The sequence below is a fragment of the Micromonospora sp. H33 genome, assembly GCF_052068455.1.
Taxonomy (GTDB): Bacteria; Actinomycetota; Actinomycetes; order Mycobacteriales; family Micromonosporaceae; genus Micromonospora.
In genome coordinates this window covers 23451-38204 of record NZ_JBQHDE010000003.1, presented here as the reverse complement: position 1 = coordinate 38204, position 14754 = coordinate 23451, and the positions used below count along the sequence as shown (strand labels likewise).

General features: G+C 72.5%; 12 protein-coding genes. 5 read left to right on the top strand and 7 right to left on the bottom strand.

The window, feature by feature from the left end; genetic code table 11:
• The first annotated feature begins 20 nt into the window (after positions 1 to 20).
• Both ACTMS0_RS09305 and ACTMS0_RS09300 read left to right on the top strand, forming a co-directional pair.
• The gene (locus ACTMS0_RS09305) at positions 21 to 761 is read left to right on the top strand and encodes an IclR family transcriptional regulator (RefSeq protein ID WP_441154741.1); all 741 of its coding nucleotides are present in this window, start codon (positions 21 to 23) and stop codon (positions 759 to 761) included.
• Positions 762 to 961: 200 nt separating this feature from the next.
• The gene (locus tag ACTMS0_RS09300; RefSeq protein WP_441154740.1) at positions 962 to 1897 is read left to right on the top strand and encodes an endonuclease domain-containing protein; all 936 of its coding nucleotides are present in this window, start codon (positions 962 to 964) and stop codon (positions 1895 to 1897) included.
• Positions 1898 to 2029: 132 nt separating this feature from the next.
• Here ACTMS0_RS09300 and ACTMS0_RS09295 read toward each other — a convergent pair whose 3' ends face one another.
• Positions 2030 to 3706, bottom strand: a complete 1677-nt coding sequence (locus ACTMS0_RS09295) for a S8 family serine peptidase (protein WP_441154739.1) — start codon at positions 3704 to 3706, stop codon at positions 2030 to 2032.
• Positions 3707 to 3889: 183 nt separating this feature from the next.
• Positions 3890 to 4852, bottom strand: coding sequence for an EamA family transporter (locus ACTMS0_RS09290; RefSeq protein WP_441154738.1), 963 nt, complete (start codon positions 4850 to 4852; stop codon positions 3890 to 3892).
• 86 nt (positions 4853 to 4938) lie between these two features.
• Between ACTMS0_RS09290 and ACTMS0_RS09285 the strand changes: the two genes are divergently transcribed.
• Complete coding sequence (locus ACTMS0_RS09285; RefSeq protein ID WP_441154737.1) at positions 4939 to 5484, top strand: CGNR zinc finger domain-containing protein; 546 nt, start codon at positions 4939 to 4941, stop codon at positions 5482 to 5484.
• Positions 5485 to 5800: 316 nt separating this feature from the next.
• Here ACTMS0_RS09285 and ACTMS0_RS09280 read toward each other — a convergent pair whose 3' ends face one another.
• From ACTMS0_RS09280 to ACTMS0_RS09265, 4 genes are all read right to left on the bottom strand, one after another.
• On the bottom strand, positions 5801 to 7210 hold the full coding sequence (locus ACTMS0_RS09280) for a class II fumarate hydratase (RefSeq protein WP_441155152.1): 1410 nt from the start codon (positions 7208 to 7210) through the stop codon (positions 5801 to 5803).
• A 46-nt stretch (positions 7211 to 7256) separates the two neighbouring features.
• The gene (locus ACTMS0_RS09275; RefSeq protein ID WP_441154736.1) at positions 7257 to 8924 is read right to left on the bottom strand and encodes a fumarate hydratase; all 1668 of its coding nucleotides are present in this window, start codon (positions 8922 to 8924) and stop codon (positions 7257 to 7259) included.
• A gap of 127 nt (positions 8925 to 9051) precedes the next feature.
• Positions 9052 to 10491 carry an outer membrane protein assembly factor BamB family protein gene (locus ACTMS0_RS09270; protein ID WP_441154735.1) on the bottom strand — a complete coding sequence of 480 codons (1440 nt, stop codon included), beginning with the start codon at positions 10489 to 10491 and terminating at the stop codon, positions 9052 to 9054.
• A gap of 111 nt (positions 10492 to 10602) precedes the next feature.
• Entirely contained in the window at positions 10603 to 11814 is a 1212-nt protein-coding gene (locus ACTMS0_RS09265; RefSeq protein ID WP_441154734.1) for an MFS transporter, read from the bottom strand.
• A 68-nt stretch (positions 11815 to 11882) separates the two neighbouring features.
• On the opposite strand from ACTMS0_RS09265, the gene ACTMS0_RS09260 reads away from it, so the two are divergent.
• The gene (locus tag ACTMS0_RS09260) at positions 11883 to 12872 is read left to right on the top strand and encodes a helix-turn-helix domain-containing protein (RefSeq protein ID WP_441154733.1); all 990 of its coding nucleotides are present in this window, start codon (positions 11883 to 11885) and stop codon (positions 12870 to 12872) included.
• A gap of 35 nt (positions 12873 to 12907) precedes the next feature.
• On the opposite strand, the gene ACTMS0_RS09255 is transcribed toward ACTMS0_RS09260, so the two are convergent.
• Positions 12908 to 13408 carry an Lrp/AsnC family transcriptional regulator gene (locus ACTMS0_RS09255; RefSeq protein WP_441154732.1) on the bottom strand — a complete coding sequence of 167 codons (501 nt, stop codon included), beginning with the start codon at positions 13406 to 13408 and terminating at the stop codon, positions 12908 to 12910.
• Between the two features lie 137 nt (positions 13409 to 13545).
• On the opposite strand from ACTMS0_RS09255, the gene hppD reads away from it, so the two are divergent.
• Positions 13546 to 14751, top strand: a complete 1206-nt coding sequence (gene hppD, locus ACTMS0_RS09250; protein WP_441154731.1) for a 4-hydroxyphenylpyruvate dioxygenase — start codon at positions 13546 to 13548, stop codon at positions 14749 to 14751.
• The last annotated feature ends 3 nt before the right edge of the window (positions 14752 to 14754 follow it).

Sequence of the window (14754 nt, the reverse complement as noted above, 5' to 3'; positions counted from 1 at the left end):
CGGGTCGTACGCTGCTGGTCGTGGATACCACCGCCCGACCGGGCAGCGACCCGCCCGCCCGGGCCGACACGGGCCCTTCGGTACGACCCGGCGCGGCGCCGGCCGGTGGCCGCGGCGAGGCGGAGGTTCGCGGGGGCGAGACCGCCCAGACCCTGGACCGCGGGCTGCGGCTGCTGCACCTGGTGGCCGACGTGCCCGGTGGGCTGACCGTCACGGAGGCGGCGAACCGGTTGGGCATCGGCCGCGCGGCGGTGTACCGGCTGATCGCGCCGCTGACCGCGCACGGGATGGTGCGCCGCGACGCCGACGGCCGGCTGCGGCTCGGGGCCGGTGTGCTGCACCTCGCCCGGCGGGCCCAGCCGCTGCTCGCCGAGGGGGCGTTGCCGGCGCTGCGCCGGCTCGCCGAACAGGCCGGCGCGACCGCCCACCTGACCGTGGTCGAGGGCGGCGAGGGGGTCGCGCTGGCGGTGGTGGAGCCGAGTTGGACGGCGTTCCACGTGGCGTACCGGACCGGGGCGCGGCACCCGCTGGAGCGCGGGGCCGCGGGCCGGGCCATCCTCGCCGGCCGGTCGGGCGCCGCCGGCCCGGTGAGCACCGCCGGGGAGTTGCAGTCCGGGGCGTACGGGGTGGCCGCGCCGGTGCTGGGCGTACCCGGCCTGGAGGCGAGCGTCGGCGTGGTGTCCCTGGCACCCCTGGACACCGAGACGGTCGGCGCCCAGGTCCTCGCGGCGGCCACAGCCATAGCGTCCGCCCTCACCTGACCCCCTGGTCCACTCGACTTCATTGAAGCCGGGCCGTTCCGGCCATCACGATGCTCCGACTTCCATGACGTCGAGTCGATCTTCCGAATACCACATGCGGCCGGCCTGATCGGCGTTGTCCACAGGCGACCGTCGGCACACACCCGACGCCTGTCCACAGGGCTGTCCCGGCGATGCCGGGGAACCGCAGGGTGGTCGGTATGCCACCTCGACCACACCGGCCCGCCGCCCTCGCCTGGCAGGTCTTTCGCGGCTCGGAGGCCGTTCAGCGGGGTCTGCTCACCGAGCACCAGCTCCGCAGCTCCGCCTGGGTCCGCGTCAGGCACGACGTCTACGCCGACGCGCGGCTGGATCGGGATCACGCACTGGCCTGCCGGGCCGCAGCCCTGCGCCTGCCGGGCAGTGTGCTGATGGCCGGCCCCTCGGCCGCGTACCTGCACGGTGTGGAGCACGCGGCCACCTTCACCGACGAGGTTCACGTGCTCGTCCCGCAGTCCCGCCGGGTCGGTTCGCAGCAGGGCATCCGGTTGCACGTCGCGGGCGTGGGCGATCCCGCGTCCGCGTCGGGGCCCGCAGTCGATCCGACCTCCGTGCCGACGTCCGGAGGCGGCTGCGCCCGGACGAACCCCGCCCAGGCGGCGTGGGAGACCGCTGTCTGGGTGGAACCGGTCCGGGCGGTCGGCATCGTCGACGCGCTGCTCCGGCAGGGGCTGACCACGCCCTCGGCGCTGGCGGCGGAAGCGGACCTTCGCGAGGGTCGACCCGGCGGGAGGCGGGCCCGATGGGTCTTCTACCTCGCCGACCCCGGCGCACAGTCACCACCGGAGTCCCATCTGCGGGTACGGCTGGTCCTGGCGGGCCTACCTCGACCGGTCACGCAACATCCGGTCCGCCTGCCGTCCGGCCTGGTCCTGCACCCGGACCTGGCGTGGCCCGACTTCCGTGTCGCGGTCGAGTACGACGGGCACTGGCAACAGGACCGGGACCGTCTCCACCTCGACCGCCAACGGCTCAACCAACTCGTGACCGCGGGTTGGCTGGTGCTGCACGTGACCAGTCGCCGCCTGCACCGGAAGTTCCCGAAGGTGGCCGCTGAGGTGCGTGCCGCCCTCACCTCGCGCGGTTGGCGTCCTTGATCCACTCGACTTCCCTGAAGTCGCGGCATCCCATCACCCACCGGTTGCCCGACTTCCGTGAACCCGAGTGGATCAACGGCGAGGGCCCGGCCGACCGGGTGGTCGACCGGGCCCTCCCGGGTGGTGCGGCTGTCACATGGGGGTGGTCACCGCGGCGTACGCGTCGACGATGCCGTGCCCGTAGAAGCCGTTGAACTCCTCGTCACCCTCGCAGAGGGCGTCGAACTCGGCCGACCGGCCCTCGAGCGTGTAGCTCTGCAGGCGCGGTTCGGGGCAGGCGTGCTCCGCCGCGGTCTGGTAGAGCTGCTTCTCCACCTGACCCGGCGCCATCCGCAGACCGCCCTTGGCCCGGTCGGTTACGCCGAACCTGCTGACGATCAGCGACGCCACGCCGGCGGCGTGCGGGGACGCCATCGAGGTGCCCTGCAGGTAGGTGTAGTAACCGCACCCGGCCTTCGTGCACTCCTTGAAGACGAAGCTCTTCGCGGCCGCCACGACGTTGCCGTTCTTGTCGACCGAGCCCTCCTCCTGAAGCACCTTCAGCGGGTACGCCGACAGGATCATGTTCGCGTCGGTCCGGTACGACTTGGTGCCGTATCCGTCGCGGAACCAGCCGCCCGGCGCCGAGACCGAGATCTGCTCGAGACCGTAGTTGGAGAAGTCGGCCTTCTTGCCGGACGGGCCGAGCGCGGACACGCCGATCACGTGCGGGCCTTCGGCCGGCAGGTCCCAGCAGGTCGAGTTGTCGATCGGCCGCGGGTACGCCGGAGCGCCGTAGTCCGGGCTGGAGAAGTCGGTACGCGGCTTGCCGAGGTCCTCGTGGTTGTTGCCGAGGGCACCGACCAGCGTGACGCCCTTGTCGTGCGCGTAGTTCAGCGCCCGGTTCATCGCCTCGATGATCACCTGCTGCTCCGCCTGGGCCTCCGGGGAGTCGGCCGGGTTGGCGGTGCAGTTGTAGAGCCACGGGTCGACGTAGAAGGACATGTTGACCACGTCGAGTCCGACATCACCGGCGTGGACCAGCGAGTTGACCACCGGGTCGAGGAAGAAGTAGCCGGAGTCCTGGCCACCCTTGAGTTCGACCAGCGTCACGTTCGGGGCGACACCGGAGATGCCGAAGCCGTTGGCGGCGGCGCCGATCGTGCCGGCGACGTGCGTGCCGTGGCCGCCATCGTCGGTGCCGACCGGGTCGAGGCAGCCGGCCACCTCGCACGGGCCGTCGACGTCGGTCAGGTCGGGGGCGAAGTTCCGCGACAGCGACCAGTCGAAGTTGGCCGCCAGGTCCGGGTTGCTGGCGTCGAGGCCGGTGTCCAGGACGCCGACGGTGACGCCGCGGTCACCGGGTTCCACCTGCCGAGCCTGGTCGGAGCGGACCATCGACAGGCCCCAGAGCTTGTCGTCGAGCGGGTCCATGCCCGCCCGGTCGGAGCTGGCCGCGGCCGTCGTGCCCTTGCTCTTCGCGTCGGCGAGAAGGTTCTCCTGCTCGACGCGGTCGATCTTCGGCGCCCGACCGATGGACTGCTTGCGGGCGGCGCCGACGAGAGCGTCAGCGGCGGCCACCCGGCTGGCGAAGTCGGCGCGGTCGCTGCGGACCTGGAACATGCCGACGCTGTCGGTACGGGAAACGATCGTGCCGCCGGCCGCCTCGATCGCCGCGATGGCGGCTGCGGCGGAGGTTCCCTTCTCGGCAACCACCGTGTACTCGGTCGAGGTCGTCGGGGCGGCGCCGACCGAGCTGGCCGGCCCCACCAGCACGGTTGCCAGTGCCGCCACGGTCGCGACGGCGCCGGCGGTGAAGCGTCTGCTCACCACATCTTTCCTCTCGTTGAGGGACGTGCCCGCCATCACAACCCATCAACAGGAATTCCGCCAGGGTCACCGGGATTTGTTTTCCCCTGGGCAAGCATTATTCGGCTGGACGGCCAGCGGCCCACCACGATCGGCCGGCCTCGATCGCACCGCAGGTCGAATTCGGACCCCGGCCAGCGGCGGTCAGCGGTCGGCGGCCAGCACCGGCTCCTGCTCGCTGGTCGCCGCGGGGGTCTCGCGCGGCTCGTCGAGGCGTACCAGGGCGACCCCGGCGACGATCAGTGCGCCGCCGAGCAGCTGCACCAGGGTCGGCAGCTCGTGCAGCGCCAGCCAGGCGATCAGCACCGCGAACATCACCTCGGTCAGGCCGACGAAGGAGGCCAGCCGGGCACCGAGGATGCGGGCTGCGGCGATCCCGGAGAGGTACGCGATCACCGCCGCCACCAGCACCAGCCCGGCCACCGGGACGAGCCAGCTCGTACGCTGCCCGGCGAAGTCGACGTCGCCGAAGGACGCCCGCAGCGGCAGCACCCCGACGAGGCCGAGGAGCAGCAGCACGGCCGCCCCGACGGCCATCCCGCCGGACGCCATGACCACCGACGGCAGGTTCGGGTCGACCCGACCGGCGAGCACGAAGTAGCCGGCCAGCCCGATGGCCGCGCCGAGCCCCCAGAGCACACCCACCGGGTCGAGGCGGCCGGCACCGGCCAGGTCGAGCACGAGGAAGAGCCCGGCCAGGGCCGCGACTGAGCCGGCGACGGTCAACCGGCGGGGGCGTTGCCCGTGCGCCAGCCACATCCAGCCGACGACGACCACGATGCCCAGGTACTCCAGCATCAGCGCGACGCCGACCGGCAGGTACCGCACCGCGTTGAAGAAGCACACCTGGGCCAGGGCCACACCGAGCAGCCCGAAGACGCCGATCGACGCGAGGTTGCGCCGCAGCACCGACCAGCGCCCGCGCAGCGCCAGCACCGCCGGCAGCGCCACGACCAGGGCGGCGAGGCCGACGCGGGCGATCACCAGGGCCTCGGCCGACCATCCGGCGTTGATCAGGGACCGCGCGAACGTGCCGGAGGTGGCGAACGTGAGCGCCGAGAACACGGCCAGGGCGAGGCCGGCACCGCCGACGGGTGGTTGGCGCATCGGACTCTCCTTGGCGATCGGCCAGCGTCATGGGCAAACTATGGCTACGCCGATGACGCTAGGCCGGCACGCTGACAGGAGTCAAGTTGCTTTTTGCCCATGACACCGAGTGTTCGCTCGTCGCCGCCGCCGCGTTGGTCAACACCGGCGGCAGCGACGGCGAGGGCCTGCCGGACGTGGCCGCCCTGGACGAGTTCTTCGTCGCCCACGCGTACAGCGGGCGGCACGAGCACACCGATGCGGAACTGGAGGCGGTCCGCGAACTGCGCCCCCGGCTGCGCCGGCTCTGGCACGCCGACACCGACGAGATCGTGGCGATCGTCAACGGGCTGCTCCGGGAGAACGACGCCCTGCCGCAGCTCATCACGCACGACGACGAGCCGTACCACCTCCATGCCGTGCCCCGCGATGCGCCCCTCGCGGTGCGGATGGCGGTGGAGGCGGCGATGGCGATGGCCGACCTCGTCCGCAGCGGCGAGCTGAGCCGGCTGCGGATCTGCGACCACCCCGAGTGCGACAACGTGCTGGTCGACCTGTCGAAGAACCGCTCCCGCCGGTTCTGCGACGCGGGCTGCGGCAACCGCGCGGCCGTCACCGCCTACCGCGCCCGCAAGGCGGCTGCAAGGAGGTGACCCGCGGCCGTGCTGGCTCGACGACCGCCGGACCCGTCCGAGCTGGACGATGCGCGACGGGCGCGCTGTCGAGCTGCCCCATCTGTAGGACCACCGCCCCGCCCCCAGCCGGCTGTCGTCGAAACGCCCGCCGGGGACCGGCGACGGATCGCCCGCTGACCACCGCGCTCGGGCTGGTCTCATGGGCGGGGCAGCTCGACAGCGCGCCGATGTCCTCCCCGACCTGCGGCGCTGCACCCCGCCGCACCTCCGGCACGGGCGGGGCCCAGCCGGCGCTCGGCGGCACCTCCGAGGGGCCGGACAGGCCAGCCGGCAGCTAGGGGTGGGTCATTCGGAGCAGGTCGAGGGCCTCTTCGAGCTGCGTCTCGCTGAGCTTGCCGGAGTCGACGTGGCCCCGGGCGATCACCACCTCCTTGATGGAGATCTGCTTGGCCAGCGCCTCCTTGGCGATCGAGGCGGCCTCGTCGTACCCGAGGTAGCGGTTGAGCGGGGTGACGATCGACGGCGAGCCCTCCGCGTACGCCAGGCAGACCTCGGCGTCCGCGACCAGGCCGACCACGCACCGGTCGGCGAACAGGCGGCTCGACGCGGCCAGCAGCTTGATCGACTCCAGGATGTTGCGGGCCATGACCGGAAGCATGACGTTCAGCTCGAAGTCGCCCTGGGAGCCGGCGAAGGCGACGGCGGCGTCGTTGCCGATCACCTGGGCGCAGACCTGGCGGACGGCCTCGCAGACGACCGGGTTGACCTTGCCGGGCATGATCGACGACCCGGGCTGGAGGTCCGGGATCCGCAGCTCGCGCAGGCCGGCGCGGGGACCGGAGCCCATCCAGCGGATGTCGTTGGCCATCTTGTAGAGGCCGACCGCGACCGTACGGAGCTGCCCGGAGGTCTCCACGAGGGCGTCCCGCGCGCCCTGCGCCTCGAAGTGGTTGCGCGCCTCGGTCAGCGGCAGGCCCGTCGAGGCCCGCAGCTTCTCGATCACCTTGGCGGCGAAGCCGAGCGGCGTGTTGATGCCGGTCCCCACCGCGGTGCCGCCCAGCGGCAGCTCGGCGAGCCGGGGCAGCGCCGACTCCAGCCGCTCGATGCCGTAGCGGACCTGCGCGGCGTACCCGCCGAACTCCTGGCCGAGGGTGACCGGCGTGGCGTCCATCAGGTGGGTACGGCCGGCCTTGACCACGGTCTCGAACTCGATCGCCTTGCCTTCCAGCGCCTCGGCCAGATGCCGGAGCGAGGGAAGCAGATCCTCCACCACGAACTGGGTGGCGGCCAGGTGGATCGACGTCGGGAAGACGTCGTTGCTGGACTGCGAGGCATTGACCTCGTCGTTCGGGTGCACGTCCCGGCCCAGCTCGCGACTGGCCAGGGTGGCGATCACCTCGTTGGCGTTCATGTTGGAGGACGTGCCGGAGCCGGTCTGGAAGACGTCCACCGGGAACTCGTCGTCGTACCCGCCGGCGGCCACGTGCGCGGCGGCGGCCGCGATCGCGGCGGCCACGTTCGCGTCGATCACGCCCAGCTCGCCGTTGACCTCCGCCGCAGCCCCCTTGATCTGCGCCAGGGCCTTGATCTGGGCCGGCTCGATCCCCCGGCCGGAGATCGGGAAGTTCTGCACCGCGCGCTGGGTCTGCGCCCGCCACAGCGCCTCGGCGGGCACCTCCACCTCACCCATCGAGTCGCGTTCGATCCGGTAGCCCGTCGCCTCTGGAGTCGTCACGCGTACCATCCTGCCGCGCGCCACGACGCCGTGCAGATGTTCACGCCGAGCGGGCTCAGCGGCGGCCGACGGTGAGGACCGGCTTGGTGACCTCGGCGAAGAAGTCGTTGCCCTTGTCGTCCACGACGACGAACGCCGGGAAGTCCTCCACCTCGATCTTCCAGACCGCCTCCATGCCCAGCTCCGGATACTCGAGGACCTCGACGTGCTTGATGCAGTCCTGCGCGAGCCGGGCGGCCGGGCCGCCGATCGAGCCGAGGTAGAAGCCGCCGTACCGCTCGCAGGAGCGGGTGACCTGGGCGGAACGGTTGCCCTTGGCCAGCATCACCATCGAGCCGCCGGCCGCCTGGAACTTCTCCACGTACGCGTCCATCCGGCCGGCGGTCGTCGGGCCGAACGAGCCGGAGGCGTACCCCTCGGGGGTCTTGGCCGGGCCGGCGTAGTAGACGGCGTGGTCGCGCAGGTACGACGGCATCTGCTCACCGGCGTCCAGCCGCTCGGCGATCTTCGCGTGCGCGATGTCCCGAGCGACGACCAGCGGGCCGCTCAGCGACAGGCGGGTCTTCACCGGGTACTTGGACAGCTCGGCGCGGATCTCGTCCATCGGCCGGTTGAGGTCGACGCGGACGACCTCGGAGGTGTCCAGCTGCGCGTCGGTGACGTCGGGCAGGTAGCGCGCCGGGTCGGTTTCGAGTCGTTCCAGCCAAACGCCCGACGGGGTGATCTTCGCGACCGCCTGCCGGTCCGCCGAGCAGGAGACGGCGATCGCCACCGGGCAGGACGCGCCGTGCCGGGGCAGCCGGACCACCCGTACGTCGTGGCAGAAGTAGCGGCCGCCGAACTGCGCGCCGATGCCGAAGTTGCGGGTCAGCTCCAGCACCTCCGCCTCCAGCTCCAGGTCCCGGAAGCCGTGCCCGGTCATCGAGCCGGAGGTGGGAAGCGCGTCCAGGTACTTCGCGGAGGCGTACTTGGCGGTCTTCAACGCGTACTCGGCGCTGGTGCCGCCGATGACGATGGCCAGGTGGTACGGCGGGCAGGCCGAGGTGCCGATCAGCCGCAGCTTCTCCTCCAGGAACTGCATCATCCGCGTCGGGTTCAGCAGGGCCTTGGTCTCCTGGTAGAGGTACGACTTGTTGGCCGAGCCGCCGCCCTTGGCCATGAAGAGGAACTTGTATGCGTCCGGGTGCCCGTCCGGGTCCTCGGCGTAGATCTCCACCTGGGCCGGCAGGTTGCTGCCGGTGTTGCGCTCGTCCCACATGGTCAGCGGGGCGAGCTGCGAGTACCGCAGGTTCAACCGCGTGTACGCCTGCCACACGCCGCGCGAGATGGCCTCGGCGTCGCCGCCGTCGGTGAGGACGTGCCGGCCGCGCTTGCCCATGACGATCGCGGTGCCGGTGTCCTGGCACATCGGCAGCACGCCGCCGGCCGCGATGTTGGCGTTGCGCAGCAGGTCCAGCGCGACGAACCGGTCGTTCGGCGAGGCCATCGGGTCGTCGATGATCGACCGGAGCTGCGCCAGGTGCGCGGGGCGCAGGAAGTGCGCGATGTCGTGCATCGCCTCGGCGGTCAGCGCGGTCAGCGCGGCCGGTTCCACGGTGAGGAACCGGCGGCCTCCGGGCCCGTCGACGACGTCGACGCCCTCGTCGGTGACCAGGCGGTACTCCGTCTGGTCCGGACCGGTCGGCAGCAGGGGGTCGTACGAGAAGACGGCGGCACTGCTCATGAGCGGAAAGCCTAGGGCAGGAGGGTCGATCAGTCCCACCCGCCGGGTGGGTCCTGGGACGCCGCTCTCATCGGCGCCGGTCGGACCGGACGGCGGCTCGGGAGCGGCCGGCAACGTGAGGCCACGGTCAGCCCTCGTCCTCCGGGGCGGGGCACAGCTCCCGCTTCGGGCCGCAGCTGTCGTCGGGTGCCGGCACGTCGCCGGTCCCGGCGGGTCCCGGGCGGGATCCGTCACCGCCGTTCGGCGGCGGGACGACCGCGGCACCGCCGAAGCGGATGTACCCGATCTCCCGGCCCTCGCCGATGATCATGCCGGTGGGGCCGACCGCGAGCGCGTTCGCGGCCGTCCGCAGGGTCGCCAGCTCCGCACCGGTACGCGGGTCGAGCGCCACCAGCCGGGAGGGCTTGTCATGGGCGAGCACCGCCGCGTACGGGGTGAGTGCGGCGCCCGCCTTCGCGCCGGTGGGACGGCTCCACCGGATCCGGTCGGTGCCCAGTTCCCGGGCGGAGACCGAGCGCTTGTCGGCCGCCCGGACCAGGGCGTACCGGTCGTCGACGGCGACGATCTTCTCGCCGGGGGCGACGACGAGCAGCAGCCGGCCGTCGTACCCGTCGAGGACCGCCTCCCGGCCGTCCGGTGCGACCCCGATGAGCACGTTGCGCGCGCCCTGCGGATCCTCCCGCTGCGCGCACCCGGCGGCGTCGGCGGTCCGCAGGTTGACGCCGGCGCGCTGCCACGCCTCCTGCCCGGTGGTCGGGTCCCGGCCGGAGATGGTGAAGAAGCAGGTGCCGTCCTGGGATCGGGCGGTGATGCGCAGCAGCCGGCCGCCGACCACCGACAGCCGTTCGTCGCGGCCCGGCTCGACGTCGGTGAGGACCCGGCCGGTGGCGGCGTCCACCACGTGCACCCGGTTGTCGATCGGGAAGCCGAGCAGCGGCGGCACCGGCTCCGGCCCGGCGACCTCCTTGTCGACCCGGACGGCGTCGAGCCGGCGGGTGTCGAGCAGCCCCGGGTTGTCGCCGAGCAGGCCGCTGCGGACGCCGGGCACGAACGCCGTCCACAGGGGAGTGGTGCCGCGCGGGTCCCAGGCGGTGAGCGTGCAGTCGGTGGGCTCCGCGCAGTGGGCGTCGAGCAGCAGGTTGCGCCAGGTCCAGACGGCCACGGCGTCGTCGTCCCGCCGCCGGGTGACGCCGGTCGTGGGGTCGAGCACCTCGTACCCCTTGACCAGGAGCTTGCCCACGACGACGACCGCGTCCCGGCCGCCGCCGGCCACCGCCGACCAGTCCGCCTTGCGCTCCCAGAGCTGGATGCCGTCGCTGAGCCGGCGCGCCTCGACCCGGGTGCGCTGCTCGACCATGACGGTGTCGCCGGCGAAGGTGACGCTGCGCGGCGTGCCGCCGATCCGGTGCTGCCAGACCACGTCCGGCTCGGAGATGGGCTCGCTGCGGTCGACCCAGTCCCAGATGCCGGGGAAGGGGTTCCAGACTCCGGTCGACGCGAGGATGACGACGGTGATCAGCCCGAGCAGGAGCCAGCCACGTACGCCGAGGCCGCTCCCCTTCGCCACCGGATCACGGTAGCCACCCGCGCACGCGGGCGCGCCCCGGCGCGCCGTTGGGCGAGAAGGAAGGGCCCCTTCTTAACGTCTGCGGTAGAGGAAGGGCCCCCTGTTAACACCTCACCCGCCGTGGCGTGGCGGCGTCAGCACCCGCCACAGCGCCAGCGTCGCCGCCAGCGACGCCACTCCGGCCAGCGCCATCACCGTGCCCGGTGCGAGCACCTCGCTCAGCGCGCCGCCGGCCGCGGCGGCCAGCCCCTGCACCGCCATCAGACCGGTGCTGACCAGCCCGAACGCCTGCCCGCGCCGCTCCTCCGGCACCGCGTCGAGGAACCGGCGGGCCAGGCCGAGCTGGTAGGCGAAGCCCGCGGTGGCCACCGCGAAGAGCGCCGCCGCCGGCCACAACGCCGGCCGGGCCACGAACGCCAGCATGGGTACGCCGAGCAGCAACGCGAGCCACGGCGTCCACGCCTCCCGACGGGCGGGAGCGACGAACCGCCCCACCAGCAGGTCCCCGACGAGCATCCCGAACGCGGCCGCCATCAGCAGCACGCCCGCACTGGCCTCCACGCCGAGACCGGCGGCGTACGGCACGGCGACGCCCTCGGCCCCGACCAGCACCGAGCCGGGCAGCCACTGCGCCAGCAGCAGACCCCGGATCCGCCGGTCGCCGAGCAGTGCCCGGTTGACCCGCCAGGTCTCCCGGACCGCGTTTCCGCCGCCGGGTCGCGCGCGGCGCGGTCGCGGTGTCAGCCCGACGCGCACGACCAGGGCGGACAGGGCGCAGGTGACGGCGGTCAGCCAGAGCGCACCGTACGGGCCGACCAGGCCGAGCAGCAGCCCGCCGAGGGCGAACCCGGCCACCTGCGTGCCACCGGCCGCGACGGTGAGCAGGGACCGCCCGAGGACGTACGCGTCGCCGTGCAGCACCTCCGGCAGCAGCGCGGTCCGGGCGGCGCTGCTGACCGGGCCGAACAGGCCGACGACCGCGACCAGCCCGAGCATCGCCCCCGGGGAGAGCACGCCGAGGGCGAGCACCACCACCATGGCGAGCCGGACCAGGTCGTACCCGACGATCACCGCGCGCGGCGGCCACCGGTCGGCGAGCGCGAGCAGGAACACCCCGCCGAAGGCGTGCGGCAGGAACCCGGTCACGTACGCCAGCGCGGCGAGCAGCCCCGAGCCGGTGCGCTCGTAGACCAGCACGGACAGGGCGAGCATCTTCACCGTCTCGCCGATCAGGAACACGCCGAAGCTGCCGAAGAGCACCCGGAACTCGGCGACGGCGAAGACGTCCCGGTAGGTGGCGGGACGGGTGTCGGTCAGGGTCACGCGGCCAGCGTGCCGGCTCGCCGGGGCGCGCTCTATCCTTTCGCTCTGGGACGAAACAGGGAGGTGGCGTGCGGATCGAGGTAACCCCGGCCGACGTCGCCGCCAGCCGATTCGCGATCTCGCCGCTCGGCGAGGCGGTGTCCGCGCTGCGGCTCTTGGCCGGGCAGAACACCGTCCCCGGCCTGGCACCCTGGGTGGTCCGGGCCCGACCGGCGTACGAGCGGCTGCTACGGGAGCTGCCGGCGGTGGGGGCGCTGCTGGCACTGCTGCGCCGGGGCGGGTACAACGCGGACTTCATCCAGCCGCCGCCAGACGGCACCGGCCGGGACTTCGCCGACGAGCTGGCGGTGGTCCGCGCGACCCCGCTGGCGCAGGCCCGGGACGAACTGGCCCGCAACCTCGCCGGACACCGGACCCCACCGGCGTACGCACGCCGGATCTACGACTCCCCCGACGTGGTGGACCGGCTCGCGGACGCGATCGAGGCGGCCTGGACCACGCTGGTCGAGCCGGACTGGCCGCGCCTGCGGGCCGTCCTGGAACGGGACCTGCTGCACCGGGCCGGGCGGCTCCTCGCGTACGGCTGGGGGGCGGCGGTCGCGGGCCTGGACCCCCGGCTGCGGTGGGTGCCCGGAGGGCCGGTCGGTTACATCGAGGTGGCCGACCACGACCCGGAGACGTACACGCTGGCGGGGCGCGGGCTGCTCCTCGTCCCCACCGTCTTCGGCACGATGATCAACTACGTCGAGCAGCCCTGGCCGTTCGCCGTCGTCTACCGGGCCTCCGGGGTCGCCGAGATGCTCGGCCCACCCGACCCGACCCGCCCCGAGGAGGCGCTGGACCGGCTGGTCGGCCGGGCTCGGGCGACGATCCTGCGGGCGTTGGCCGCACCCGCGACCACGAGCCAACTCGTCGCCCAGCTGGGCATGAGCCTCGGCGGCGTGGGCGACCACCTGTCAGTGCTCCGCCAATCCGGCCTGGTGACCGGGACCCGCACCGCCCGCTCGGTCCTCTACCGCCGCACCCCGCTCGGCGACGCCCTCGCAGGCCACGCCTGAGGCGTTAAGAAGGGACCCTTTTACTACCGGAGGCGTTAATAGGGGTCCCTTCCTTGCACCGCAGAGCGGACGAGCGGGAGCACGCGGTACGGGATCTGCTCGGCCAGAGCGATGATCGTTGAGGCGCGTCTTATGCCCTCGTACGAGACGATCTGGTCGATCACCCGTTGGAGATCGGCGTTCGAGCGGGCGACGATGCGGCAGAGCAGGTCCCCGGAGCCGGTGATGGTGTGGGCCTCCAGCACCTCCGGGATCGCCGCCAGGTGGGCGGTGACCGGGTCGTGGCCGTGCCGCTGGCTGATCTCCAGGGTGACGAAGCTGGTCACCCCGAACCCGATGGCCGCCGGCGAGACGTCCGGCCCGAAACCGCCGATCACCCCCCGCTCGACCAGCTTGTCGAGGCGGGCCTGCACGGTGCCCCGGGCCACCCCGAGACGGCGCGAACACTCCAGCACGCCGATCCGGGGCTCCTCGGCGAGCAGTTCGATCAGCCGTGAGTCGAGCGCGTCGAGCTGGACATCCTGACCAGTGTTCACGGGTGAAGACCCTACTCCTTGTGCAACCTGACCAGCCGGAACCGGGACAGTTGCCCAGTGAGCCGGCTCACGGCGATATTCGCGGGAAGAGCACAGCGTCGGCCCACGAGGCCGGCCGGTACGCGAGGGAGGCCATCATGACCCAGGCGATCGACCGACCCCAGTCGACCGAGGAGGTCGACGTCGACCGGCTGGTCGGCGCCGTCGACCACGACATCAGCCACGACCCGTTCCCGGTCAAGGGCCTCGACCACGTGCACTTCCTGGTGGGCAACGCCAAGCAGGCCGCGCACTACTACTCGACCGCGTTCGGCATGACCTGCGTGGCGTACCGGGGGCCGGAGCAGGGTCACCGGGACCACGCCCAGTACGTGCTGACCAGCGGCTCGGCCCGGTTCGTGCTGACCGGCGCGGTCCGCCCCGACGCCGAGGGCGCCGACCACGTGGCGAAGCACAGCGACGGCGTCTCCGACATCGCCCTGGAGGTTCCGGACGTCGACGCCGCGTACGCGCACGCCACGGCGCAGGGCGCGACCGGCCTGGTCGAGCCGCACGACGTCAGCGACGAGCACGGCACCGTCCGGATGGCGGCCATCGCCGCGTACGGCGACACCCGGCACACCCTGGTCGACCGGTCCCGCTACAGCGGCCCGTTCCTGCCCGGCTTCGTGGCGCGTGGCCCGATCGTGGACCGGCAGCCGATGATCGACGCCGGCCTCCAGCCGAAGCGCTTCTTCCAGGCGGTCGACCACGTCGTCGGCAACGTCGAGCTCGGCAAGATGGACGAGTGGGTCGAGTTCTACAAGCGCGTCATGGGCTTCACCAACATGGCGGAGTTCATCGGTGACGACATCGCCACCGACTACTCGGCGCTGATGAGCAAGGTCGTCGCCAGCGGCACCCGCAAGGTGAAGTTCCCGCTGAACGAGCCGGCGATCGCCCGCAAGAAGTCGCAGATCGACGAGTACCTGGAGTTCTACCAGGGCCCGGGCGCGCAGCACATCGCCGTGGCCACCAACGACATCCTGGCCAGCGTCGACGCGATGCGGGCGGCCGGCGTCGAGTTCCTGGACACGCCGGACTCGTACTACGACGACCCGGAGCTGCGCGCCCGCATCGGCGAGGTGCGGGTGCCGATCGAGGAGCTGAAGGCCCGCAAGATCCTGGTCGACCGGGACGAGGACGGCTACCTGCTCCAGATCTTCACCAAGCCGGTGCAGGACCGCCCGACGGTGTTCTTCGAGCTGATCGAGCGGCACGGCTCCCTCGGCTTCGGCAAGGGCAACTTCAAGGCGCTCTTCGAGGCCATCGAGCGGGAGCAGGAGAAGCGCGGCAACCTGTAAGAC